A 23,949-nucleotide genomic window follows, 5' to 3' on the forward strand; every position below is an offset into this window, starting at 1 on the left:
ATTATTTAATGATAACTTGTTCTTCTTGATCGCCTTGCTGCTTGATTTCACCAATGTGCCAAGCATTTTCACCGTGCTGGTTTAAAATGTTTAAGCTGGTTTCAACTTGCTCTGCAGGAACGGCGATGATCATACCAACACCACAGTTAAAGGTGCGGTACATTTCATGGCGTGTAATGTTGCCCTGCTCTTGTAACCAGTTGAAAATTTCTGGCCATTGCCAGCTGCTTTCGTTAATTACCGCTTGAGCGTCACTTGGTAATACGCGCGGAATATTCTCCCAAAAACCGCCGCCAGTAATGTGAGACAATGCGTGGACATCAACTTCTTTCAATAGCGCTAGCACTGATTTTACGTAAATTTTAGTTGGTGCTAATAAATGTTCAGCCAGCGGTTTACCATTGAGTAACTCGGCAGTGTCGGTGTCGTTTACTTCTAACACTTTGCGAATCAGTGAAAAGCCGTTCGAGTGAGGGCCACTTGCGGCCAGTGCAATCAGTTGATCGCCAGCAGCTACTTTACTGCCGTCAAGTAAGCGAGATTTTTCAGCAACACCGACACAAAAACCAGCAATATCGTAATCACCTTGGTGATACATACCTGGCATTTCGGCTGTTTCACCGCCGACTAAAGCACAGCCAGATTGAACACAACCTTCAGCAATCCCTGAAACAACATTTGAAGCAACGTCGACGTCTAATTTTGCCGTTGCGTAGTAATCGAGGAAAAATAGCGGCTCAGCACCTTGCACAATTAAATCGTTAACGCACATAGCAACTAAGTCTATGCCTACGGTGTCGTGTTTGTTTAAGTCGATTGCTAAGCGCAATTTAGTACCGACACCATCGGTTCCCGCAACCAATACCGGCTCTTTATAGCCTGTTGGCAATTGACAAACTGAGCCAAACCCGCCTAAGCCACCCATAACTTCTGGGCGTGTTGTGCGCTTTACCGCACCCTTAATATTTTCAACTAACGCATTACCAGCGTCGATATCAACACCAGCGTCTTTGTAGCTTAATGATTGTTTTTGCTCGCTCACGAGAACCTCAATTGTTGGCAGATGGAAATCGGCGCTTATTCTATCAGCGCTTAGCCCAATAAAACACCGGATTTATTAATTATTTTTCGATAAATAAAAATTGGCTAATTAAACTTATCCAAGGCGATAACTAGTGTGATAAGATCCATGATCTGTATATCATTTTGCTCTCACAAACGATTAAATATTGCGTATCAATTTAGGCGAAGGTGATGAAATTTAGGTTGTTTTTATCTGCTGTTAGTGTTTCTTTGGCATTGGTTTTTAGTCTAGTTTCAAGCCTAGCTTGGAATTTAGTGCTTAACGCAATGTTAATACCTACTGCCAGTGCCGTCGAAGTCACTGATCTCTATCAAGCTAAAGTACTGGCTACTGGTCAGAAAAGCGATACAGCGCTTAAAAAAGCAATGGCCGAAGTTTTGGTCAAGGTCGGGGGGCAGCTCGATGTTGTTAAACAGCCTTTAATGGCCCAAGCACTGCGTAAGCCTAGAAGCTATCTAGTTCGTTTTCGCTACCAGACCGAGCAACAGCAAAGTTTTCTTATTGCTGATTTTGATGCCAACAAAATCAATAGTTTATTCAAACAAGCTGATCTAGCGATTTGGGGAAACTTACGACCACAAGTACTGGTTTGGTTGGTGGCGCAAGAAAACGGTGAACGCCAAGTATTAGCTGATTCTACCGCCACTGATGCCAGCAGTATAGCCATGCTTGATCAAATTAAACAGTTTTCCACTCAGCGCGGCTTACCTGTGTTGTTGCCCTTGATGGATTTAACCGACGCGACCGAGGTCGACTATCTCGATTTATGGGCGCGCTTTGCCGAGCCTATTATGGCATTTTCTGCCCGTTACCGACCAGAGGCAACGGTTGTTATTCGGGTGTCAGATTATATTGCTCCAGAACCTATACCTGCACAAGTAGCTGAGCCAGCAACGGATCTAGAGGCTGATAAAACGAGCTTGCAACCAAATGCCAATCAAGTTTTAGGCGCAGTAAACACTGATTCACTCGTGGTTGATAATCGACGTTGTGTTGTTTGTGAGCAAGAATGGCAAATGGATTGGAGTTTTATTGGTCAGCAGCAACGCTTTAGCCAGTCTTATCGGGGCAACGATAAAAAACAGTTATTAACTGAAGTACTCAACGATATTATTGATGACATTTATCAACACTATGCGGCAACAACTAATGCCGAGCAAAAAGTATTGCTCGATGTTGCTAATGTCAGCGATCTAAAGCAATACATCAATATTACAGCGTTTTTGCAATCGCTATCGTCAGTACAGTCGGTGACCTTGGTCAGTGCTGTTGGTCAGCAAAGGCGTTTTGAAGTGGATATTATTGGTTCAAAGGAAGCACTGCTTGCGGCACTCAAGCTTAACCAGCAGTTGCGACAATATATTGATCCACTTGCACCTTACCGACCAGAGCAAGTGCCTGTGTTTATCTGGAGCGATCAATGATTGAGCGAAGCCAACTAGCGCTTGCGGTTCAATTGCCTGACGATGAAACCTTTGACAGTTTTCAGTCACGCCAAAATCAACAAGTGGTGAGCCAACTCAAGCAGTTTATTTTAGCCACAGATGCCAGTCAGGGCTTTTATTTATCTGGGCCGCGAGGCGCAGGCAAATCACACTTACTGCACGCGTGCTGCGCGCAAGCAACTGAGCTTGGTTTGAGCTCGGTTTGCCTATCTTTTTCTGAAATTGGTCAGCTTTCGATTGAAGTACTCGACGGCTTAGAGGCCATAGACCTAGTGTGTCTCGACGATATTCCAATCATCAACCAATTACCCGAGAAAGAAAGCTTGCAGTGGCAGCGAGCACTATTTGATTTATTCAATCGAATGTTTGAACACAATAAAAAGTTAGTGATGACCGGTGCCATTAATGCGCCCAATTTAGTCTTTAGCCTTGCCGATTTGCAATCGCGGTTGCGCTGGGGCGAAAGCGCTAGCTTAAAAGCACTTACCGATGAAGATAAGCAAGTGATAATTAAATTGCGCGCCAAACATCGCGGTTTGATTATTACTGATGACGTTTGCCGCTTTTTACTCAATCACTTTACGCGTGATATGAATAGCTTGATTAAAACATTAGATATTCTCGATAAGGCCTCTATTCAGGAACAGCGCAAAATTACGATTCCTTTTATTAAAGGTGTTTTGTGACAGAGTGAGTAACGCTTTAATGCGCTCTTCGCCATCCATGAACATATACGCTCTTTGCCGTCCTTGCAACGCGTTATTGCCAACATGGACGTTGGTACTTAGGTTTCGTCGGGAACGTAAAACCTAACCGTTGATCCATAAACATATACGCTCTTTGCCATCCTTGGCACCACGTTATTGGCAACATGGACGTTGGTACTTAGGTTTCGTCGGGAACGTAAAACCTGACCGTTCATCCATAAACATAAAAGCCAATCTTTCGATTGGCTTTTTGCTTTATTATTATTGATTAGGTAACTCTCGATGATAATACCTAAGTTCAGTCACTGGTCTTAGTGCTTCATTTGCCTCAGGCTTACTGGCAACGTTTGGATTTGGTCCAATAATCAAACTTTCTATCCAGTTATCGCCGGCATCAAGTAAGCGCGGTGTCGCTAAATTATTAATTAAACCCCGGGTGTCGAGTTCAGGCAAAACTCGGTCGGCAACAAACTGCACTCTCGGTTGTACCGCAGGGTCTGCAACTCTGCCTCGTTGGCCCCATGTGATAATAAAATCTAGCGCACTAACGTTGTCACCTTGAGGGCGATTAGTAATAGTTGTATCTCGCATTGCTTGATATCGAGATTGCATCATTAGCTCTTCAAACAGAACGGCAAAATCTTCGCGAATGGTCGAGTAGCTGTAGTATTCGTTGGCGCGATCTGTGGTGTAAAACGTCACTATGTCAGCAGGTTGGTATGCCCGTTGAGTCGCGTTTGCGGTTTCACCAGCAAAGCTCACTTGCGCCAAACCACGCATTTCTTGATTAAATAAAGGCAGGCGACTTTCAAGTAAGTTCGATTGAGTATTATTGGGCTGAGCTGCAGTTAAGACACTGTCATTGCGATTGAGCTGGCTCCACCGACTACTTGGGAAAAAGTCATTGGCATGGGCGAGCTCGTGGTACATTAACGATGCTAGGCTATAGAGACGATCGTTGGCAACGCGGCTAACGCGACTGGTACGACTGACAAAGCGGCTGGCGAAGTCGTTGTTCAAGACATAGCGAAACGGCATTGAAAATTGTAAGTCGTTACTGAAGTTCGCTCTAAAATCTGGCGCCTCATTTATCGTATCGCGCTCGTCTGGGGTTAACCAAAAATCATTAGGATCTAAATAAATAGCGCCGGTAGCCGCCCAGTAAAACGAGGGTCTAACGTCGTAAGAAATAACAACGGCAGTGGTTGCTCTAAGTAAATTTTTAAAATCGTTATTGGGGTCTTCGTTGGTTAAGAACTCTCTAAATCGATCCCCCATCCACTGATGAGACACCAATACTCGGTTCATAATATCGTCAACGCTCGGCGTTAAGGTTTCTTGCGCGATTAACGGTAATCGGCTCAATTGACAAGCGTTATTAAGTTGGTTCGAGTAAACACATGCCGCTAGGTTATTGGCATGAGGTGAATTGGCATTGTAAGGAACAACTTTGGCAACGGGTTCATCAAAATAGGCATTATTGACAATTGCTGGCGCATCTTCCACCAATACAGAGACCGTATCACTGGCATTGCCATTGGCTAAACTGACTTCAAATACTAATAGCGTGTCTTGATTAACTTGCGGCGCATTAAAAAATACCGCGAAATCGCCATCAGTGTTGTTGTCGGTAAAGCTGACGCCAGGGCCTTGGACTTGACGCCAACGAATATTGGCTTGCTGGTTGTTGTCTGCTAAACCCGCTCGCAATGAAACCTTATTGCCTTCAACCACGGCGTGGCCGAGTCGACCATTAATGGCAACATCACCAGCAACAACGTCAATGGTATGAGTGGCGGTGCGAGCATTACCATCTTGGCGATAACTGACTTCAAAACTATAGCTACCTGCGTCGCTTGCTGTGAAGGCTATCGCTTTGCTTTGACGCGCTAAAAAGTTAGCGCTAGGCCCCGAGGTTTGCCGCCACTGAATATCACTGATATTGCCAGACGCCAATAAGAACAAATCAACGGCTTGGCCAGTGTTGACGTTAGTGTCCATGCTAACAATTTGATTAGCACTGGAGGTTGGCGACGGCGTAGGTGCGGGCGCAGGAGCTGGCGGTGGCGTAGGGCTAGGCGCCAAACTAGTATCACTGCCTCCGCCGCCACAGCCAGCTAACCAAAGAGCACTTAATGTTGGCACAAGCCATTTGTTGATTTGTCTCATACTACTTATCCTTTTTCTTTTCCCTGATACTTAGACCTAACTCTTGCCCTCTGTATTTCGCATAGTAAGTACCACCAATAAACATCATGGTGGCGAAAAATAGTTCAACCAGTGCCCATAGGCGTTCATCAGCTGACACCCATAATGCGGTTAAACTGTGCAAAAAGTAAATCATGACGACAAAGTTAGACCAAGCATAGGTATAGGGGTTACCGGTCAGTAACCCTTTTAATGGGAATAACAGTGGTAAGGTAAACATGACTAACGAAAGTGTTGGTGACAGACTTGGTGAGTCTGTTAACACGATGAGCCACAGCGGCATAAAAAACAACAGGCCAAAATAGCCGGTAAGAGCGAGCTTTTTATACGTACTGGTGGCGAATGATTGTTTGCTCATGTTCTATTTTTTATCCTAACAGCGCTGAAACATTTTCAGGTGGACGGCCGATAATCGCAGTTTCACCATTAGTGACAATCGGGCGCTCGATTAATTTAGGGGTATTGACCATTGCTTGAATCAAAGTTTGGTTGTCTGCACCTTTGAGGTTTTGCGCTTTAAATTCGTCTTCTTTAGTTCGCATCATCTCAATGGGCTCAAGGCCCAGCTGTGCTAGTAATGCTTCGATCTGAGCCTGTTCCAATGGCGTTTTTAAATACTCAACAATAGTTACGTCGGTGTTGGCTTGCTCGATCAACGCGAGTGTTTGACGGCTTTTTGAACAACGAGGGTTGTGATAAATAGTTAACATCTTAATGACCTTTATCTTGTGATTGCGGGGAAACTACAAACGTTTGATTTTTTGTTCTTGCGCTTGTAACTGTAAAATTCTGGCTTTTATCCGTTTGCGAACAATCGGTTGTTTATCCGCGTAATTATAGGCGGTTTGCAGTTCATCAACGGCTTGACTGTATCCGCCCAGCAGCGCCAAGACCTCTGCTTTAGTCGCATGCATTAGCGCGGTTTCTTCTTGCTTGCGATAAACCGTGGTTAATAAATCATAAGCGACGAAGTGGTTAGGTTTGACTAGCAGGAAGTCATTGAGCAATTGCGAAGCTTGCTCGTACTGCTTGTTTTCTTGCAATACATTGGCGTAGTTTAACGCAACCACTTGGTTGTTGGGCATTAACTTGTTGAGCTTGTCGAGCATCGCTAGGGCTTTGTCAAAGCGTTTGGTCTGAATGTAAGCATCTGACAATGCATCGACATAAAACAAGTTCAATTGATCTGACTGATACAAGGATTCAAGTAGTTTTTGCGCTTTGTTAAATTGACGGTCTCTAAAGTAGGAGAGTGCTAAGCCATATTGTGCTGCCGCTCTAATAGCATATTTGTTTCGCTCAATAACATCTTGATAGTAGGCAATGTTTTGTTCTACTTCACCTTGATAACGAGCAGCAATTCTCGCTTTGCTCAACTCAAAATCAAGTGATGGCGCTAAATGAATATAAGGGTAGGCTTGTGCTCGACCCCTGGCATCACTGATGCGAGATTCTGGTAATGGGTGAGTGAGCAGCATTGCTGGTGGCTTGGTGCGATAGCGATATTTTTCAGCAAGCTTGCCAAAAAACTCTGCACTGGCGTGTGGATTAAAGCCACTATTGGCCAGCAGGGCGATACCAACTCGATCGGCTTCTTTTTCATTACCACGAGTATAATTGATACTGGCCTGTTGGCCGGCCGCTAAACTGGTACTCAAGGCAGCAAAGCCGACGCCAGGGTTAACTAAGGTCAGCAACACCCCTGAAATCAAACCGGCAGTGGTTAAAGGTTGTGTGCGGCGCTGTGATTCTAGTCGTCGCGCCAAGTGACGCTGAGTAACGTGAGAGACTTCGTGGGCCAGCACTGATGCTAACTCACTTTCGGTATCTGCTTGGGTAATGAGGCCAGTGTGGACACCAACGTGACCACCAAAAAAAGCAAACGCGTTAATCTCCGGGTTGTTGATCAAAAAGAACTTGAACGAGTAATTGACGTCGTTAGCGTTCTTGACCAGGCGATTGCCCAAGTGGTTTATATATTCGGTTAATACTGGATCGTTTAGTAGTGGTTGACTTGCGCGCAATTGGCGCATCGCGATGTCACCGATTTGTCGCTCTTTGTCAATCGATAAAATACTGCCACCGGCTGAGCCAATCTCAGGAAGTTGGTTGCGGTTTGATTCTGCGCCGACAGAAGATACCGAAAAAAGCGCGGCGCTTAACAGGGAACTTAATAGCAGAGGTTTAAATTTAGGCAAAATAGGCGATCTCATTTATTTGAATCATTTGGCGTACTAATCTAGACCCGATGTTTGGGATTTTATTTGGCGTTTTTCCAATGCGTGATAAAATTCAGCAATGGTCAACCCGTCGGTATCGACAATATCAAATGACTGAGCGAGTGTGTTGATCAAGGCTTCAACTCGAAAATATGCATAACGCACCAAGGCTTTATCGGCTTGGTCACCACTGTTACAGGTGTAGATTAAAAACGACGAAAAATTAGTAATGCGAAACAGCATTTGTCTCGATTCAGGATACCAGTCGATAAACGGACACAGTGGGTGCTTGAGCAGTGTTTCATAAAGCGGTTGGCCGTTAACACATGGGTAACAGTGCAGCTCGTAGCCCATTTCATCAAAGCTATGACGCAAAAATATTTTTGGCTTAGTGGTGACGCTAATGGTGCCATCGAGACTTTTGTGACCCCCGAGCAGCTCGAGGTTCCACGTATTTTTGTTGAGAATTTGTTTATAAGCACTATCGAAACCATGGGTGAGAATACCGTCGAGGTCGCCAATAGAGGTAGAAGCCATGTGATAAATGGCGGAAACTTCGCCCCAGTTGAGCTTCTTTTTCAGCGCGTTGATTTCTTTTAAGTCTGGTTGTGCTGATAGTTCCGTCATAAATCTTGTTATTTTTATAAAATTAGCTCTGGGTAATGATTGTAATCGATTGTCGCAAATAAGATAATCAAACAAAAGACCTGTATTTAAATTAACGCATGTTTAAGGTTAATAATGTTGTATCAGTATGACGCGACTGGCGATAAATGCCCGTTGCCTTTGGTTAAGTTGCGCGTTATTTTAAAAAAAATGCAATCGGGAGATAGCTGTTTGATGCAAATTCTCGATAAAGGTTCGAAAAAAGATATTCCCGCCTTGCTGCTTCGCCAAGGTTATCAGTTTAGCCAACGCGAGCTAGCCAACAATGTCATCGAGTTAGCAATAGCCAAAGGATAACGTTTTACCATGGTTAATTTTTTTAGTAATTGGTACAAAGAAAAGTTCTCAGATCCGCATGCAGTAACGCTGGCGGTGATTTTACTGTTAGCTTTTTTACTGATTTATTTCTTTAGCGCGTTATTAATGCCTGTATTTGTTGCGCTTGGTTTGGCATTTTTGTTGGATTTACCGGTCAATAAACTGACTGATACTGGTTTGTCACGAAGTTTATCGACCAGTATTGTGGTCTCTTTGTTCATAGGTGTTGCCATGGTCGCTACTTTGGGTTTAATGCCAACAATATGGCAGCAGGGCACCAATTTAGCGCAAGAAGCTCCCCATATGTTGACGCAAGGGCAAGACTATTTAATGACTTTGCCTGAAAAATACCCCGAACTCGTTAGTGCCAGTCAAATTGAAAACATCATTGCCTTAGTGAAAGATAAAACTTTGGAATGGGGCGAAATTGTGCTTAAGGCGTCGCTCGGCTCTTTGTTAAATATAGTGGCATTGTTGGTTTATTTGATTTTAGTGCCGTTGATGATGTTTTTCTTTTTAAAAGACAAAGCAGAGCTTATTGATGGCTTGAAAAAGTTTTTACCGAAAGAGCGCAGATTGGCATCACAAGTAGCTAATGAAATGAACCAACAAATCATGAATTACATTCGTGGCAAGGTGATTGAAATAGTGATCATCGGTTTTGTCACTACCGTTACTTTTGCTTTGCTTGGCTTACAATACGCTGTGCTACTTGGCGTGTTAGTAGGCTTGTCGGTACTAGTGCCATATGTTGGCGCGACGATCGTGACCTTACCTGTGGTTTTGGTGGCACTATTCCAATTTGGCGTTGGTGCTGAGTTTGGCTATGTAATGCTAGCCTACGCCATTATTCAGGCGCTAGATGGTAACTTGCTAGTACCGTTATTGTTTTCAGAAGCTGTTAACCTTCATCCGGTGATTATCATCATTGCAGTTATCGTTTTTGGTGGTATGTGGGGCTTTTGGGGGGTATTCTTTGCCATTCCTTTGGCGACCTTAGTTAAAGCGGTTATCAATGCTTGGTCAAATGTTCATGACCACGAGCAAGTTGCAGCATCTTAATAAAGATCAGCTCACAGTGTAATGTGGCAACCAATAACTAGTTGTACTGTGCTTTAGTGAGCTGGCGCTAATATCTCATTATTGACCGCAGACTTGGTTACGTCCTTTGGCTTTCGCTTGATAGAGGGCTTCATCGGCGCGGTGCAGCAACTGGCTAATTGATTTGTCGCCTGATTTATTCTGCGCGATACCAATACTCGTCGTTAAACAAATACTCGGTACTTCAGTCTGATCATCTTTTAATTGATGGGTTTGTGGGTCCATATGAGGTAGGGAAATAGACAGCTTAGCTATTTGATCTCGAATCCGCTCTGCCAGTAATTTGGCATCTTCACTGCTAGTATCGGGTAAAATAATGCAAAACTCTTCTCCGCCTATACGGCCGGCAATATCGTGGGCGCGTATAGTGTTTTTGATGCATTGTGCAACTCGAATTAAGACTAAGTCACCGGTGTGATGACCGTAATTGTCGTTAATGGCTTTGAAGTAGTCTAAATCGAGAATTAGGGTCGATAACGGATAATTTGAGCGCTGACTTTGCTTAAAGGCTTTACCTGCCTGCTCAAACAAGTGACGACGATTGGCTAACTTAGTTAAATCGTCAACGGTTGCTTTGTGTTCGAGTTCTTTTTTGAGCTCAATCAGTTCAGTAATTTCGTGGGAAAATCCGATATAAGACTCAACCTCTTGGTTGTTGTCAAACAACGGCACTTTGTTGGACCAGTAGTAATGTGCTTTGCCTTGTTCATCAACAAACTCTTCTTCGCCGGTAATTTGTTGACCGCTTTGAATAACCTTATCATCCATGTGATCAAAATCGTTTTCAAACTCTTGTAATTCATTGGCTGTGCGACCAATAATTTCATTAATGTGGCGTTGAAATAGTTCGGTTGTTTTCTTGTTGACATACAAAAAGCGATGTTGCCTGTCCTTCATGTAAATATAGGCATCAACATTGTCGAGGACAGTGTCTAAAAGCTTTTGTTTTTGTTCGAGCTGGCGGGCGAGTATTTTGCGTTCAGTAATGTCGGTAGAAATACCCGACAAGCCAATGATATCGCCATGTTCATCGTAGATGGGTTGCTTGACAATCCAGTAGTAGCGCACTTCTCCAGTACGAGCAATGGTATTTTTTTCTTCTCTTTCAACCGTTTTCCCGTATTTGAGTACTTGTTCATCGTTTTGTTTAAGTTCGCTAAATTCGTCAATAGAGAAAAAGTGACTATCATCTTTGCCAATAAAGTCTGCCATCGACACTTGAAAAAAGTTGAGTACAAATTGGTTGCCATAGGTATAGCAGCCATTGATGTCTTTAGTAAAAATATAGGAGCCGACATTGTTTAATGTCGCGTGCAATCGCGAGAGTTCCTTTTTCAGCGCTTGGTTTTCTTGTGTTAAATCTTTTTTCACGTATGTTACTCATTAACATTGAAACCCGCGCTACTTACTACTGGGCTAGACGGAGGATTGATTCTAGACAGAGTGTTAGCTAGCGGTATGTAGTTTTATCGGACAAAATACCAATTAGTTTAATTATTATCCTAAGCTATTGATGAATCTAGTCAATAGTTAACTTGACATCACTCATCGGAATACAACAACAAGGCAATATTTCCCCTTCACCGACAAAAGCTAGTGGTTCACCTTGTGGGTAAGCTATTTGGCCACTGTCGAGCCGCACCCGACAAGCACCGCAAAAACCATCGCGACAGTGATATTCAATTTCAATATTGGCCTGCTCAATACATTCAAGCAGATTATTGTGGTGTTCAAGGTAAATGATTTCTTGTTCATTGACCTGAATTTTTTTAGTCACGCGATTGAAGCTTAATTGAGATGGTGGCTGCCAGCTAGCGCATAGCTAGCAGCCCAGTGATTGTGATTAAAGGTCGAAATCGTCAAAGTCGTCGGCAGATACCGCTGAATCAACCTGACCAACCAAGTAGCTTGAAATTTCACTTTCTTGCGGTGCTACTTGAACATTGTCACTGACGAGGTAAGCATTCATCCAAGGTAGCGGGTTACTCTTAATCGCAAATGGTGGCTCAAAACCAATTGCTTGCATACGCTGATTACTGATGTACTCAATGTACTGGTTTAAAATTTCGGCATTAAGGCCAATCATTGAACCGTCTTTAAACAGGTATTGCGCCCATTCTTTTTCTTGTTCAACAACGTCTAAAAAGATTTGCTTGCCTTGATCTTTAAATTGCTCGGCAATTTCTTTCATTTCAGGGTCGTCTTTGCCCGACAACCAGTTGTTGAGAATGTGTTGAGTGCCAGTCAAATGCAAGGCTTCGTCACGGGCAATTAACTTGATGATTTTGGCGTTGCCTTCTAGTAGCTCTCGCTCAGCGAAAGCAAACGAGCAGGCAAAACTAACGTAAAAGCGAATAGCCTCTAATGCGTTGACTGAGCAAATGGCTAAGTACAAACGCTCTTTTAATTTGCGCTCGCTTACTTCTAAAGACTCACCTTCAACGTCGTAGACACCTTCGCCTTGTGATTGCAAAAGCTGGGTCGTGATAATGACTTTATCAAAGTACTCTGCGATGCTTGATGCGCGTTTTAAAATCGCTGGGTTAACAACAATATCGTCGAACACTTCACCAGGCTCGGTGAATAAGTTGCGCAAAATATGCGTATAAGAACGCGAGTGAATAGTTTCGCTAAAGGCCCAAGTCTCGATCCAAGTTTCTAGTTCTGGAATCGATACCAATGGCAATAATACCGCGTTAACTGAACGGGCGGCCATACTATCAAGCAAGGTCTGATATTTGAGGTTTGAGATAAAAATATGCTTTTCAGAAGCGGTTAAACCTTGCCAGTCGGCCCGGTCTTTCGACACGTCAATTTCTTCAGGGCGCCAAAAAAACGACAACTGTTTTTCAATAAGTTTTTCAAAAGCATTGAATTTTTGTTGATCGTAGCGCGCAACATTAACACTGTTACCCAAAAACATCGGCTCGAGTAGGGCATTATTCGGTGTCTGATTAAAGGTGGTGTATGTCATTAACCTCTCCACTCAATATTGTTTCGACGGCAACAATATTGTTAGCAGTATTGTTATAGTTGATTGTATTTCTTTGTCTTTATCGTTGAAAACCGCAGTGAATAAAACTGCGGTTTTCAATTGTTTAGTCAGCTATTTTTAGTAAAAAACAGCGTCTAGATTTTACATGCGCCGCCTGCACAATCATCACTGTCGTCTTGATTGTCAGATGCTCCATCGCGCGTGTTGTGATAGTAAAGGGTTTTTACGCCAAGCTTGTATGCGGTTAACAAATCTTTGAGAATTTGTTTAACTGGGACTTTACCACCTTCAAACTTGCTCGGGTCGTAGTTAGTATTCGCTGAAATAGTTTGGTCGATAAATTTCTGCATAATACCAACAAGCTCTAAATAGCCGTCGTTACTTGGAATATTCCAAAGTAATTCATAGCTGTCTTTGAGCTCTTTATACTCAGGCACTACTTGCTTTAAAATACCATCTTTACTGGCTTTTATACTGATTAAACCGCGCGGTGGTTCAATGCCATTGGTGGCATTTGAAATTTGCGATGAGGTTTCTGACGGCATTAACGCCGACACGGTTGAGTTGCGCACACCGTATTCTTTAATATCTGCACGCAAGCCTTCCCAGTCTAAGTGCAATGGTTCATTAGTAATGCCATCGACTTCTTTTTTGTAGGTGTCGATAGGTAAAACGCCTTGCGCGAGTTTGGTTTCGTTAAACAGCGGACAAGCACCAAGCTCTTTAGCCAGACCATTTGACGCTTTTAACAAGTAGTATTGAATTGCTTCAAATGTTCTATGAGTTAGGTTGTTGGCACTGCCGTTTGAGTAAAAGACACCATTTTTAGCCAAGTAGTATGCGTAGTTGATAACACCAATACCCAAAGTACGGCGTCCCATTGTGGCACTATGCGCAGCTGGTACAGGGTAGTCTTGATAATCTAATAAGCTATCAAGCGCACGAACCGCTAAATCAGCTAGGCCTTCTAGTTCGTCTAAGCTGTCGATAGCACCTAAGTTAAACGCCGATAGTGTACAGAGTGCAATTTCGCCGCTTGGATCGTTAACGTCTTCCATTGGCTTAGTCGGTAAGGCAATTTCCAAACACAAGTTACTTTGACGAATTGGCGCAACCTCAGGGTTGAACGGGCTGTGAGTATTACAGTGGTCAACGTTTTGTAGGTAAATACGACCAGTGCTTGCGCGCTCTTGAGCAAATAGCGTGAATAGTTCAATAGCTTTAATGCGTTTTTTGCGAATACTTTCGTCAGCTTCGTATTTAACGTAAAGCTCTTCGAACTTTTCTTGGTCAGCAAAGAAGGCATCGTATAAACCAGGAACATCGCTTGGGCTAAATAGGGTGATTGACTCGCCCTTGATCAAGCGTTGGTACATTAACTTGTTAAACTGTACGCCGTAGTCTAGATGACGTACGCGGTTTTCTTCAACGCCGCGGTTGTTCTTCAATACTAATAAGCTTTCTACTTCTAGGTGCCAAAGTGGGTAGAACAAGGTTGCTGCACCACCGCGAACGCCACCTTGCGAACAGCTTTTAACCGCCGTTTGAAAATGCTTGTAAAATGGAATACAGCCAGTGTGGAAGGCTTCACCGTTTCTAATGGTGCTGCCTAAAGCGCGAATTCGACCGGCATTAATACCGATACCTGCGCGTTGAGAGACGTATTTAACAATCGCACTTGAAGTCGCATTAATTGAATCAAGGCTGTCAGCACATTCAATCAATACACATGATGAGAACTGGCGAGTTGGTGTACGAACACCAGACATAATTGGTGTTGGCAATGAAATTTTGAAGCTCGACGTTGCGTTGTAAAAACCTTCAATGTAGCTCAAACGAGTTTCTTGCGGGTATTTAGCAAATAAGCAAGCGGCAACAAGGACATATAAAAACTGCGCACTTTCGTAAATTTCGCCAGTAACGCGGTTTTGTACTAAGTATTTACCTTCGAGCTGTTTTACTGCAGCGTAGCTGAAGTTTAGGTCGCGCTTGTGATCGATAAACGCTTCCATTTGTTCAAATTCTGCTTGACTGTAGTCGGCCAATAAATGTTGGTCGTACTTGCCGGCTTCAACCATGCTAACAACGTGGTCGTAAAGTTTAGGCGGTTCAAATTGTCCGTAAGCCTTTTTACGCAAGTGGAAAATCGCTAATCGGGCAGCGAGAAACTGATAATCAGGTGACTGCTCAGAAATAAGATCAGCCGCCGCTTTGATAATCGTCTCATGAATATCTTCGGTTTTTATGCCATCGTAAAACTGGATGTGGGATTTTAATTCTACCTGAGAAACCGAAACGTCATCTAAGCCTTCTGCAGCCCAAGTAATTACGCGGTGGATTTTCTCTAAATCAATGGGTTCTTTTTCGCCGTTACGTTTTGTTACGAAGAGGTTGTTATTCATGAGTGTCCTGTAATACTCGCTATTTTTTGATAGTAGTTGTTAGCACAATTAAACAATTGACCTCGAGATAACGACAGTGACGAAAAACTGCTCACTAGCCGCTGGTATTAACGCTGCTCACGGTTTGGCCGTGTTGAGCAAACTATACACAATATCTTGGGGCTTATGTTGAATATAATCACAAGATAATGAGGTTGGCAGGTGAATGCAAGAGCAAAAAGACGAGAAATATTTTTGCAATTTTGTGCCAAATTTGTTGTGTTAGTAACAACTAACCTAGTGGTGCTTTTTAAGTTGGTAGTTTGCCAAAGGCAATCATTTTTTAAGAAAAATTTTCAGCATTATAATTATTTTGACGATCTTTTTAAGAAATTATATAAAATCAGTCTAAAAAATAACTCTTTCTTAAAGATCAATAACTTACTGTTTGTATCTCGAAGCTGTTTTTTATTTGAGCGATCTGCTCAAATAAAAAACAGCAAAATTAAGCGAATTATCTATGCTGTTTAATTAGCGCTAATAGCGCGTCAGCAGACTGAGTTATCGCTGCTGCTTGCCAAGCGTTGCAATCAGCTAAATTGCTAATGTAACCCCAACCAGCCACAATACTGGTGGTGTTTGCGGCATTACCGGCTTCTATATCTCGCGGCGCATCACCAATGTACCAAGTGTGGGCGCAATCGGCATCAATTTGTTGACAAGCATGGGTAATGGGCAGGGGATCTGGTTTGCGCTTGGCAAGTGAATCACCACCAACAATGACTTGGCAATTGGCCAGCTCATTGAACGCAGGTAAAAGCTCGAGTGTTAACCCTTCAGGTTTATTAGTAACAATCCCCCAAGGCATCGATTGCTGCTCTAAATAGCTAATGAGTTCAGCAACACCCGGATACAAGCGAGTATGCTCGGCAATATTCGCTTGATAGTATTCGAGAAACTCAACTCGAAGTTGATCGTAATCGTATTGTTTGAGCTGTTCACCAAAACCAAGCTCTAATAAACCTTTGGCGCCGTCTGATGCAATAGGGCGAAAGATTTCGTGAGCAACTGCTGGCATATCGTATTTTGCCAAAACAAAATTTAATGCCGCACCTAAATCGTCGGCGGTGTCGAGCAATGTGCCGTCGAGATCAAATAGCACGGCTTGTGGGCGAGTGAGCATATTACTGCCTTTATTATGTCTGTTGATTAGTTTTTTTGAAACGCGAGAATGTAATTTACGTCTAGCCCCGGTGCCAGTTTGTGGTTTTCTGTTATTGGATTGTAGTGGATACCACTAGCATCTATACATTTTAGACCGGCAGACTCGGCCCAACGGATAAGTGTTGAAGGTCGAATAAATTTGTCGTGATCATGGGTGCCATTTGGCACTAGCTTCAACAAACGCTCAGCGGCAACAATCGCAAACAAATATGATTTTAGCGTTTTGTTTAAAGTAGAGAAAAACACATAACCGCCGGGTTTTACCATATCAGCACAGGCTTGAATGATAGATTCTGGCTCTGGCACGTGTTCGAGCATTTCCATACAAGTGACAACATCGTAGTGCTCTGAGTAAGCTTGTGCTTGCTGCTCTGCAGTTATCTTCTGATAATTGACCTTAACACCTGTTTCTAACCCGTGTAATTTCGCAACATTCAATGGTTCTTCACCCATGTCGATACCGGTCACTTCTGCGCCGAGTTTGGCTAAGCTTTCGGCTAAGATACCGCCACCACAGCCAACATCTATCACTTGCTTGCTAAATAACTCCGGGCAGTGTTGTAAAATAAACTGGCGTCGCAATGGGTTAATTTGATGCAGCGGTTTAAAATCACCTGATAAATCCCACCATTGGTGAGCGACTTGCTCAAACTTAGCAATTTCTTCTGGGTTTACGTTTAAGGCTTTTGAATCTTGAGTCATATTGGAATACTTGTGTCTAAATGCTGTTGTTGGCCAAACTAATAGCGAAGTAACTAACGCCAACACAAACGAGAAAATACATTTGCTAGCGATTCTAAACCAATGCCGCGATGAAGCCCAGTAATGTTTGTTGTCGTAAATTTAAGAAATACCTTGCTGGTTCATACGCTGGCCAATTGGAACTAACAAGTCTTACGCGCAACTTGATTTTGCAAAATAATCTTTCTAAAGTTGAAACCAATAGTGACTGGTCAGACAAGAAAGGGCTAGATAAATTAGTGCTAACCAAGGAATGACTATATCTGTTATCGACTGGCAATAATGACAATAATAAAAGGCAGTAAGCAAACAATGAAATCAATTTTAGAGCAGCTATCAACCTATAAAAGTGTTCATTTAAATAGCAATAATGTGAAGACCCATGTGATTGGTATTCCAATGATTATTTGGGCGGTCATGGTATTGATTGGCCAATTACCTTGGCAACTCAATGTCACTAATGACATTGGGATTACAGTATTAGACGGCCTTGCTGTTGGCGTCGTGCTTTACTATTTGCTGTTACATCTTCGTTTGGCAATTGTTGCTGTATTGTGTTTTGCACCTATTTTTTATACGGCGAAACTCGCTTTAGCACTGCCTTACGATGTGCTTTTGGCGATAGCTGTATTTGTTGTTGGTTGGATTTTTCAATTTATTGGCCATGGTTATGAGAAAGCGAAACCTGCCTTTGTTGACGATATTAACCAACTACTGATTGGGCCACTATTCTTGATTGCTGAGCTTTATTTTTATCTCAAGTTTGAGCCAGAGTTTGCTGAGCAAGTTGACCAGCTTGCTATTGAGAAACGCCAGTTATTCGAACAGCGCAAAGCGACGGTATAGTAGTGTCTTGTATATGAGATAATATGAGGTGATGAGTTTACTCATCACCTTTGCTAGCAATAAATACAGTATCTTCGCTATTTATATGCAGTTCACTAATCAATTTTGGTGCACCGCTTTGGTCTATTTCGATGTATCCCAAACCACTTTTTTCTACTAAACGGCGATGATTATTGTGATTGGTTTCACGACTTCTTATTTTCATACTGCGACGTTTAGTAAATAAATTAAGTGGTGAATACACGCCATAGAGCAAACGATTGAGCTTATCTAAATAGCCAATAAAGGGCATTGGAAACTGGTTTTTGACGCCACTTGACGTAATTTGCCAAATTTTAGGTGACGTTTGACGAAATCTAATTTCAATATCGTAGGCAAAAGAGTAGTGGACATCACCCGATAAAATAATGAAGTGCTGCGGTGTTTTGGGATGCCGAAAAATATTTAATAAAGTATTTGCCGCTCCTGGGTGTGCCATCCAGTTTTCTGCATCAACCGCTAATGGTTGCCCAGCGATAGTGGCGAGCTTTTGAATTGCTTCAATTAACTTAACGCCAAACATTGGCGCTGGCGAAACCAATACTACCGCGTCTTTGTTCAACAAATGCTGTTGCAATTGACACAGAGCCTCCCAATCCATCAATCCAGACGGTTTGTTCAAACTGCTTTCAGAGCGCCAACGCTGTGTTCGACTGTCGAGCACCACAATTGCCGGCGATGTATCAACAATAAAGTCCCAATCTTGAAACTTATACAAGTAGTTAATAAATGCTTGTTGGTTTTCAGTGGTTGGCGAATCGTTATAAGCTTGAGCTTGGTGAGCAAAATCTCCGCCAAATTTCTTCGGATCATTGCCCCAACCCTGACATAACCAATAGGCAAAGAGGGCATTGCCAATAATGCGATTAGCGAACGGCTGCTGATATGCTGCTTGTTCCCAACCCGCAGTTAAATTCCAGTCGTCAGTGACATCGTGATCGTCAAAAATCATATAAGTTGGGGTATGAGCCAACAAACGCTGAACCTTGTCTAAGCCTTTAACAAATGCCTCAATATTTGCTTTTTCCTTGCGATAAACCTCGGTGAACTCATTGGGGACTGCTATGTCTTGCGGTTTAATTGCCGACCATAAGGTTGGCGACCAAACTAACAAGTACATCGCCATCATCTCGGCAAACGACACCAAATGATTGTGGGCATAAACTGAGGTGAAAATGGCAGACTTTTTCCGGCGCCACCAGCTCGCATTTAACTCTGTCAGCGGCAGCAGCAGCTCGCGCTGATAGTAATGGGGCTGTTCTTGGTGCAAGGTGCGACTGTCACTGATACTGGCGCCATCAAAATTTTCATCGTACAACCCGAGCAATTCAATCACTTGATGAATTGCGTTAAGTGTCGAGCCAGCGACGTGATCAGCATAAATTTGATCACCGCTCATCATGGTTAATGATGGTCGATTATCACAATCAATTAAATGTTGTTTTAGTTTCTCTTCCCCGGCGAGCAGGGTGTCATCGCTGTAATGATGAGGATTTCGACATGAGCCGTGCAGCAAGTTATTAACCTGCTGTTTGATGACAAAATTAGGTCGTTCAAATTCAGGGTAACAAATAGAAGCAATTATCGACTTTAAACCGAGCGTTTGAGCAGATGAACCCTCTTGATTACTTGGTGCTAGCGTTAAATCGTATTCAATTAAGGTATTGAGTGGCAGCCGATGATTGCTTAAATGCAATAAGTGAATAACCGCATTTTTGCCAACACGGTAGTGGTGAATGTCCGCTTGTAGTGGTTCAACCGCTTGTTCATTATCAGTGAGTTCAGTGTTGTTCGAACGGAGTATTTCAACATTTGCTTTATTGAGATTAAGCTCGATTAAGGCGTCACCATTGTGATAACAACTAAATTGACCTTGCCAAGGCGTGGGGCTAACCCACCAGATAACGAGCTCATCTGCGGTTGTGCGCCTTAGAATAGGGCCAGCTAAAATTGGGGCTAAGGTCATAAAAATTATCGTTATTGTTACTTATACTGCTACTTTAGAGCGAATTGAAAATACAGATCAAGTGGTTAATTGTAAAACTTAATCACAATGGGGCTATCTATCTACCGCCAAGTAAACAACTCATGTAATGGTTAAATAATACGAGTTCACCACAAATAACGATGAAAAATTGAGAAAGCTGTTGTAAAAAAGCGCGACTTGTTTATTAACTCAGCAAACGAACTCGTAATGTTAAATTTTATGATAAAAGTGCTTGCATAGAGTGAATCAGGCCGCTAACATAGCGCCCCGTTGAGTCGCCAAGCTTAATTCAAAAGTTTACGAACCAACAGTTCAAAATTTTGTACGACCGTAGCTCAGCTGGTTAGAGCACTACCTTGACATGGTAGGGGTCGGTGGTTCGAGTCCACTCGGTCGTACCAATTTCTTGCTTTATTTATAAAAGACTTACAAGTAAGAATTAAAAAAAGCACCTATCTAGTACCAATTAAAATTACATTAAATTCAAAACATGATAAGCCGCAAGCCTTATGTTTTGGGTTAATCTACCCCCGCAATACAAACATGATCACATTAAATAAGGACGTGAAAATTACACAACTTACCGAAATTATCACATCCGAAATTAAGCAAACTTGTGACATTAATTCGAACTTAAAAGAAAAAGCCGAGTAACCTCAGAAGATTGTTTTAACAGGTAGTTCTCAACATCGCGTTCCCAAGGCTTTAACTGATAATAACGAACTTCTGGTGGTAATTTTTTTATTTGAAAATAACGAGTTAAAAGTTGATGTTTCATAATGCTCCTTAGTTGAAACTGATTTAGTACTCGTAAATAAGGACATCAAAATGAAGAAGTTAATCACATTATTTATATTTTTAATTGTTTCAAATCAAACATTTGGGAAATCCAAATGCCAAGATGAATGGAATGATTTAAAAAGTGCTCAAGCATTAAGTAGACAATCATCTAGCGAAGCTACCAGAAACTGGGAAAAACATGTTTTTAAAATATATAACGCTTGTATAAAGAATAAAAACAAAGAGCCTGTAAGTAAAAGTGTTGAAAAACAAGTAAATAAAAAAACAACATCAAACAAAACTAAAAAATTATTAAAACCCAAAAAATACTATAAAAGAGAGCTTTCAAACCAACCCATAGAAATGAAGGCAAGGTATTATGATGGTAGACAAAACGACTGGCTAAAATACTATCGAGCACATAAAAGCCCTCAATGTAAAAAACCAAAGTCAACAAAGCTATTTGCTAAATGTATAGAAGAAAGGGATAAGCTATCAATAGAATTTGAAAGACATTGGCGAATGGAAAACCCCGGTAAACAAGCACCACCAGCAATAAAGCTAGACCGTGGGTAATGTCACCAGTGACATAGCCTTTAAACGATCTTATTAGCACCTTCGACAATGGTGTAACCCAAGGTATTTTTACTCAACTTTATCTCCTTACTTATCTTTAGTTTGTTTGCTAACTGGTTAGCTCGCTAAAGGTTGCGTTTGTTAGCTGTTTTAAATCGTTAGGGGCAAGCGCAATTTCGAGGCCGCGGCGGCCTGCACTGATATACATTTTTGGCAATGATTGCGCTGAATTATCGATAAAAGTTAGTAAGCGTTTTTTTTGACCCAAAGGGCTGACACCGCCTAACAAATATCCTGTTGAGCGTTCAACTATTGGTGCAGGCGCCATTGCTGCTTTTTTCGCTTTTGCCGCTTTGGCGATTAACTTCATACTGAGTTTTTCAGCGACAGGAATCACGGCAACAACAAGCTGCTTGGTATCAAGTTCTACGACCAACGTTTTAAAAACAATACCTTGTTCAAGGCCGAGTTTTTCAACCGCTTCCATCCCGTATGAACTAGCGTTAGTGTCGTGTTGATATTGATGAGTGGTAAAGGCTATTTTTTGCTTTTTTGCGAGATTAATTGCCGGAGTCATAGGAGTTTGGGCTGGTGAAACATGTTGTTTACTCTATCTTAACCCAGTTATTGCTAAAAGCTTAATTTGCTTGAAATTTCATCAAAGTGACTTAGTAGAGACAAAAATCTGTAACAATCGCTGTCGATACTAGGCTCAATGATTTAGCTCAGTGTTTTAATCGGTATGAAATTTGGTCGCCCATAAGCATAAGTTCTGGGTGCATATTATCCTTGTTTGAGGAAAGACGAGTGGAAAAAATTGACCTTAAAAAAGAATTTAAGCACTTATACAAGCCATCGGCACAGGAAGTGGTGGAAGTAGAGGTACCAGCGTTTAAATATTTAATGGTAGATGGCATTGGCGATCCTGAAACCTCAAGCGATTACGCACAAGCTATTGAAGCACTGTTTGCTGTTTCTCATGCGACCAAAGCGATATATAAAAAGCAGTTTGATAAGAACTACGTGGTGATGCCGCTTGAAGGTTTGTGGTGGGCAGATGATTTATCTGTTTTTGAAACGGGTGATAAATCTCAGTGGCAGTGGACGTTAATGATTATGCAGCCAGATTTTGTCGGCAATGACATCATCGACGCCGCAATGGCTGAAGTGCAAATTAAAAAGTCGCTACCAGCATTGGCTAAAATGCGTTTAGAAACGCTGGCAGAGGGGCGTTGTGCTCAGATAATGCACGTAGGGCCTTTTGACCAACAAGGGCCGACAATAGAAAAAGTGCGTCACTTTATTGATAGCAGAGCGTTTCGCACTGGTAAACACCACGAAATTTATTTAAGTGATATTAAACGCGCTGATCCGAAAAATTGGAAAACAGTGGTGCGCCACCAAATGTTATCAATTTATCGCTAGGAGGTAGCGAGATAGTTTAGCTAACTGCCTATTGATATGGTCAGGCTCAGTGTTGCGCTGAGCCTTGATAAATCTCTTACCAAATGAAGCGGTAAGATAAGCGCTAAAGTGACTCAAGCTCAAACTGATCAGTCGTGCGAAGGTAAAGCGTCACCGCTTGCTCAGTCTTGATGTTGTGGCCAAATTGACCATCAGAGCCAAAATAACTGCCTTCTGATAGGTTTAACGGCTGTTTTCGATGCGCTGATTGATAGCTCAGTTGTCCGTCAATAACGACCGCTTTAAACTCACCAGTAGTAGCGCTAATAGTGCCTTTAAAGCCTTTGGGCAATTTCAGCAAACTCGCTCTTGGCTCTCCTTTTTGGTGTTTACCCCAAAGGTGGCTGATTTCAACATCAGTAAATGGCGACGGTGTACTCTTAAACGGCAACCATACAAGGTTATCGGCGTGCAGATTAACTGGCCGTTCGCCGTTATCGTATTGCTGTGAGCTCGGTTTGACCAGATACGGGCCGTGGTCAATTTCAAGGTAAATCAAGTTTTGTTGGCCATTTGCTGCGGTGATATGGCTTTCACCCGCTGGTTGTGTCCAATAGGATCCCGTTGGTAGCCAGAGTTTTTCAGCATTTGGATCGTCGTTGTGCAATAACCCTTTGATGACCACGCCTCGATAAGTAATATTGTGAATATGAGCCGGAGACGAAAAGCCCGGTTTGAATTTCACTAGCATACCCGTTGCCTTATTTTTAGTGCGATCGCCCCAGAGGTTAGCCGCGGCAGGGCTTTTATTACCGCGCAATGGGTTTAAATGGCCCCAATTGAGATCACTCGCGCTAATGACTGTTGAGCTACTCAGTATTGGCTCTTGTTGATTACTTGCCAATGCCAGCTTTGATGTAAAGCTCAAGGCTGTATATGCACCGATTAGCAAAAGATTGTTAAAACGAATTGTCGTCATTAAATTGATAAGTGAGTAAGTCAAACGTGCAGCAAGTGTAATCTCATTATGGGGTTGTTATAAACAGGGTAAAAACTGATAGTCTTTCAAATATTTTTTGACAATAGCGGTGTCAGTATTTGTGCAGATCTACCTATATGAAGGTAGAAGGTAATATGATACTTGTGCTTAACCGTTATCATCAATAAAACAAAAAGCCGCTCCAGATGAGCGGCTTTTAACGATGACGAGTTGAAAAAGAGCATCGAG

The 23,949-nt window shown here is 42.4% G+C and carries 23 protein-coding genes and 1 tRNA gene; 8 read left to right on the plus strand and 16 right to left on the minus strand.

Annotated elements, in window-relative coordinates; all coding sequences use genetic code 11:
• Window position 1 precedes the first annotated feature (1 nt).
• A complete protein-coding gene (gene purM / locus J7384_RS10635; protein WP_209113815.1) occupies window positions 2–1,042 on the minus strand; it encodes a phosphoribosylformylglycinamidine cyclo-ligase in 1,041 nt (346 codons plus the stop codon).
• 212 nt (window positions 1,043–1,254) lie between these two features.
• On the opposite strand from purM, the gene J7384_RS10640 reads away from it, so the two are divergent.
• Window positions 1,255–2,508, plus strand: a complete 1,254-nt coding sequence (locus J7384_RS10640; RefSeq protein WP_209113816.1) for a DUF2066 domain-containing protein — start codon at window positions 1,255–1,257, stop codon at window positions 2,506–2,508.
• The gene (gene hda, locus J7384_RS10645) at window positions 2,505–3,215 is read left to right on the plus strand and encodes a DnaA regulatory inactivator Hda (RefSeq protein WP_209113817.1); all 711 of its coding nucleotides are present in this window, start codon (window positions 2,505–2,507) and stop codon (window positions 3,213–3,215) included. Before J7384_RS10640 ends, hda begins: the two co-directional genes overlap by 4 nt.
• A gap of 282 nt (window positions 3,216–3,497) precedes the next feature.
• Here hda and J7384_RS10650 read toward each other — a convergent pair whose 3' ends face one another.
• From J7384_RS10650 to J7384_RS10670, 5 genes are read right to left on the minus strand one after another with little or no spacing between them, the layout of a single operon-like run.
• On the minus strand, window positions 3,498–5,405 hold the full coding sequence (locus J7384_RS10650) for a hypothetical protein (RefSeq protein WP_209113818.1): 1,908 nt from the start codon (window positions 5,403–5,405) through the stop codon (window positions 3,498–3,500).
• 1 nt (window position 5,406) lies between these two features.
• On the minus strand, window positions 5,407–5,802 hold the full coding sequence (locus J7384_RS10655) for a DUF2069 domain-containing protein (RefSeq protein WP_209113819.1): 396 nt from the start codon (window positions 5,800–5,802) through the stop codon (window positions 5,407–5,409).
• A 10-nt stretch (window positions 5,803–5,812) separates the two neighbouring features.
• Window positions 5,813–6,154 (minus strand): arsenate reductase (glutaredoxin), encoded by a 342-nt coding sequence (arsC, locus tag J7384_RS10660; RefSeq protein ID WP_209113820.1) that lies wholly within the window; start codon window positions 6,152–6,154, stop codon window positions 5,813–5,815.
• 33 nt (window positions 6,155–6,187) lie between these two features.
• A complete protein-coding gene (locus J7384_RS10665; protein ID WP_209113822.1) occupies window positions 6,188–7,657 on the minus strand; it encodes a M48 family metalloprotease in 1,470 nt (489 codons plus the stop codon).
• A 21-nt stretch (window positions 7,658–7,678) separates the two neighbouring features.
• Window positions 7,679–8,290 carry a hypothetical protein gene (locus J7384_RS10670; protein WP_209113824.1) on the minus strand — a complete coding sequence of 204 codons (612 nt, stop codon included), beginning with the start codon at window positions 8,288–8,290 and terminating at the stop codon, window positions 7,679–7,681.
• 114 nt (window positions 8,291–8,404) lie between these two features.
• On the opposite strand from J7384_RS10670, the gene J7384_RS10675 reads away from it, so the two are divergent.
• Together J7384_RS10675 and J7384_RS10680 are read left to right on the plus strand one after the other, a co-directional pair.
• On the plus strand, window positions 8,405–8,626 hold the full coding sequence (locus J7384_RS10675) for a sulfurtransferase TusA family protein (protein ID WP_209113825.1): 222 nt from the start codon (window positions 8,405–8,407) through the stop codon (window positions 8,624–8,626).
• A 9-nt stretch (window positions 8,627–8,635) separates the two neighbouring features.
• Complete coding sequence (locus J7384_RS10680) at window positions 8,636–9,709, plus strand: AI-2E family transporter (RefSeq protein WP_209113827.1); 1,074 nt, start codon at window positions 8,636–8,638, stop codon at window positions 9,707–9,709.
• A 78-nt stretch (window positions 9,710–9,787) separates the two neighbouring features.
• Here J7384_RS10680 and J7384_RS10685 read toward each other — a convergent pair whose 3' ends face one another.
• The 6 genes from J7384_RS10685 to ubiG form a co-directional block, all read right to left on the minus strand.
• The gene (locus J7384_RS10685) at window positions 9,788–11,119 is read right to left on the minus strand and encodes a diguanylate cyclase (protein WP_209113829.1); all 1,332 of its coding nucleotides are present in this window, start codon (window positions 11,117–11,119) and stop codon (window positions 9,788–9,790) included.
• A gap of 148 nt (window positions 11,120–11,267) precedes the next feature.
• The gene (gene yfaE / locus J7384_RS10690; RefSeq protein ID WP_348523864.1) at window positions 11,268–11,525 is read right to left on the minus strand and encodes a class I ribonucleotide reductase maintenance protein YfaE; all 258 of its coding nucleotides are present in this window, start codon (window positions 11,523–11,525) and stop codon (window positions 11,268–11,270) included.
• 66 nt (window positions 11,526–11,591) lie between these two features.
• Entirely contained in the window at window positions 11,592–12,722 is a 1,131-nt protein-coding gene (gene nrdB / locus J7384_RS10695; RefSeq protein ID WP_209113831.1) for a class Ia ribonucleoside-diphosphate reductase subunit beta, read from the minus strand.
• Window positions 12,723–12,877: 155 nt separating this feature from the next.
• The gene (gene nrdA, locus J7384_RS10700; protein ID WP_209113833.1) at window positions 12,878–15,145 is read right to left on the minus strand and encodes a class 1a ribonucleoside-diphosphate reductase subunit alpha; all 2,268 of its coding nucleotides are present in this window, start codon (window positions 15,143–15,145) and stop codon (window positions 12,878–12,880) included.
• 493 nt (window positions 15,146–15,638) lie between these two features.
• On the minus strand, window positions 15,639–16,307 hold the full coding sequence (locus tag J7384_RS10705) for an HAD-IA family hydrolase (RefSeq protein ID WP_209113835.1): 669 nt from the start codon (window positions 16,305–16,307) through the stop codon (window positions 15,639–15,641).
• Between the two features lie 26 nt (window positions 16,308–16,333).
• On the minus strand, window positions 16,334–17,050 hold the full coding sequence (gene ubiG / locus J7384_RS10710) for a bifunctional 2-polyprenyl-6-hydroxyphenol methylase/3-demethylubiquinol 3-O-methyltransferase UbiG (protein ID WP_209113837.1): 717 nt from the start codon (window positions 17,048–17,050) through the stop codon (window positions 16,334–16,336).
• Window positions 17,051–17,401: 351 nt separating this feature from the next.
• Between ubiG and J7384_RS10715 the strand changes: the two genes are divergently transcribed.
• Window positions 17,402–17,935 (plus strand): Mpo1-like protein, encoded by a 534-nt coding sequence (locus tag J7384_RS10715; protein WP_209113839.1) that lies wholly within the window; start codon window positions 17,402–17,404, stop codon window positions 17,933–17,935.
• A 37-nt stretch (window positions 17,936–17,972) separates the two neighbouring features.
• On the opposite strand, the gene J7384_RS10720 is transcribed toward J7384_RS10715, so the two are convergent.
• Window positions 17,973–19,940 carry an alkaline phosphatase D family protein gene (locus J7384_RS10720; RefSeq protein WP_209113841.1) on the minus strand — a complete coding sequence of 656 codons (1,968 nt, stop codon included), beginning with the start codon at window positions 19,938–19,940 and terminating at the stop codon, window positions 17,973–17,975.
• Between the two features lie 345 nt (window positions 19,941–20,285).
• Between J7384_RS10720 and J7384_RS10725 the strand changes: the two genes are divergently transcribed.
• Window positions 20,286–20,362 (plus strand) — tRNA-Val (locus J7384_RS10725).
• Window positions 20,363–20,583: 221 nt separating this feature from the next.
• On the opposite strand, the gene J7384_RS10730 is transcribed toward J7384_RS10725, so the two are convergent.
• Window positions 20,584–20,739 carry a hypothetical protein gene (locus J7384_RS10730; protein ID WP_209113842.1) on the minus strand — a complete coding sequence of 52 codons (156 nt, stop codon included), beginning with the start codon at window positions 20,737–20,739 and terminating at the stop codon, window positions 20,584–20,586.
• A 50-nt stretch (window positions 20,740–20,789) separates the two neighbouring features.
• On the opposite strand from J7384_RS10730, the gene J7384_RS10735 reads away from it, so the two are divergent.
• Window positions 20,790–21,317: a hypothetical protein gene (locus J7384_RS10735; RefSeq protein WP_209113844.1), complete on the plus strand. Its 528-nt coding sequence runs from the start codon at window positions 20,790–20,792 to the stop codon at window positions 21,315–21,317.
• A gap of 109 nt (window positions 21,318–21,426) precedes the next feature.
• On the opposite strand, the gene ybaK is transcribed toward J7384_RS10735, so the two are convergent.
• On the minus strand, window positions 21,427–21,894 hold the full coding sequence (ybaK, locus tag J7384_RS10740; RefSeq protein WP_209113846.1) for a Cys-tRNA(Pro) deacylase: 468 nt from the start codon (window positions 21,892–21,894) through the stop codon (window positions 21,427–21,429).
• A 230-nt stretch (window positions 21,895–22,124) separates the two neighbouring features.
• Here ybaK and J7384_RS10745 point away from each other — a divergent pair, with 230 nt between their 5' ends.
• Window positions 22,125–22,742, plus strand: coding sequence for a GyrI-like domain-containing protein (locus tag J7384_RS10745; RefSeq protein WP_209113848.1), 618 nt, complete (start codon window positions 22,125–22,127; stop codon window positions 22,740–22,742).
• 103 nt (window positions 22,743–22,845) lie between these two features.
• Here the strand turns inward: J7384_RS10745 and J7384_RS10750 are convergent, their stop codons facing one another.
• On the minus strand, window positions 22,846–23,649 hold the full coding sequence (locus tag J7384_RS10750) for a DUF4437 domain-containing protein (protein WP_209113850.1): 804 nt from the start codon (window positions 23,647–23,649) through the stop codon (window positions 22,846–22,848).
• Window positions 23,650–23,949 lie beyond the last annotated feature (300 nt).

It is taken from the genome of Endozoicomonas sp. G2_1 (assembly GCF_017744155.1).
GTDB lineage: Bacteria > Pseudomonadota > Gammaproteobacteria > Enterobacterales > Alteromonadaceae > JAGHQT01.

Coding starts and splice junctions, on each gene's coding strand:
- hda (WP_209113817.1), top strand. CDS start 2,505: ATGATTGAGCGAAGCCAACTAGCGCTTGCGGTTCAATTGCCTGACGAT.
- nrdB (WP_209113831.1), bottom strand. CDS start 12,722: ATGACATACACCACCTTTAATCAGACACCGAATAATGCCCTACTCGAG.
- nrdA (WP_209113833.1), bottom strand. CDS start 15,145: ATGAATAACAACCTCTTCGTAACAAAACGTAACGGCGAAAAAGAACCC.
- arsC (WP_209113820.1), bottom strand. CDS start 6,154: ATGTTAACTATTTATCACAACCCTCGTTGTTCAAAAAGCCGTCAAACA.
- J7384_RS10715 (WP_209113839.1), top strand. CDS start 17,402: ATGAAATCAATTTTAGAGCAGCTATCAACCTATAAAAGTGTTCATTTA.
- J7384_RS10655 (WP_209113819.1), bottom strand. CDS start 5,802: ATGAGCAAACAATCATTCGCCACCAGTACGTATAAAAAGCTCGCTCTT.
- J7384_RS10735 (WP_209113844.1), top strand. CDS start 20,790: ATGAAGAAGTTAATCACATTATTTATATTTTTAATTGTTTCAAATCAA.
- ubiG (WP_209113837.1), bottom strand. CDS start 17,050: ATGACTCAAGATTCAAAAGCCTTAAACGTAAACCCAGAAGAAATTGCT.
- J7384_RS10720 (WP_209113841.1), bottom strand. CDS start 19,940: ATGACCTTAGCCCCAATTTTAGCTGGCCCTATTCTAAGGCGCACAACC.
- J7384_RS10670 (WP_209113824.1), bottom strand. CDS start 8,290: ATGACGGAACTATCAGCACAACCAGACTTAAAAGAAATCAACGCGCTG.
- J7384_RS10705 (WP_209113835.1), bottom strand. CDS start 16,307: ATGCTCACTCGCCCACAAGCCGTGCTATTTGATCTCGACGGCACATTG.
- ybaK (WP_209113846.1), bottom strand. CDS start 21,894: ATGACTCCGGCAATTAATCTCGCAAAAAAGCAAAAAATAGCCTTTACC.
- J7384_RS10665 (WP_209113822.1), bottom strand. CDS start 7,657: ATGAGATCGCCTATTTTGCCTAAATTTAAACCTCTGCTATTAAGTTCC.
- J7384_RS10730 (WP_209113842.1), bottom strand. CDS start 20,739: ATGAAACATCAACTTTTAACTCGTTATTTTCAAATAAAAAAATTACCA.
- J7384_RS10675 (WP_209113825.1), top strand. CDS start 8,405: ATGTTGTATCAGTATGACGCGACTGGCGATAAATGCCCGTTGCCTTTG.
- J7384_RS10640 (WP_209113816.1), top strand. CDS start 1,255: ATGAAATTTAGGTTGTTTTTATCTGCTGTTAGTGTTTCTTTGGCATTG.
- J7384_RS10650 (WP_209113818.1), bottom strand. CDS start 5,405: ATGAGACAAATCAACAAATGGCTTGTGCCAACATTAAGTGCTCTTTGG.
- J7384_RS10680 (WP_209113827.1), top strand. CDS start 8,636: ATGGTTAATTTTTTTAGTAATTGGTACAAAGAAAAGTTCTCAGATCCG.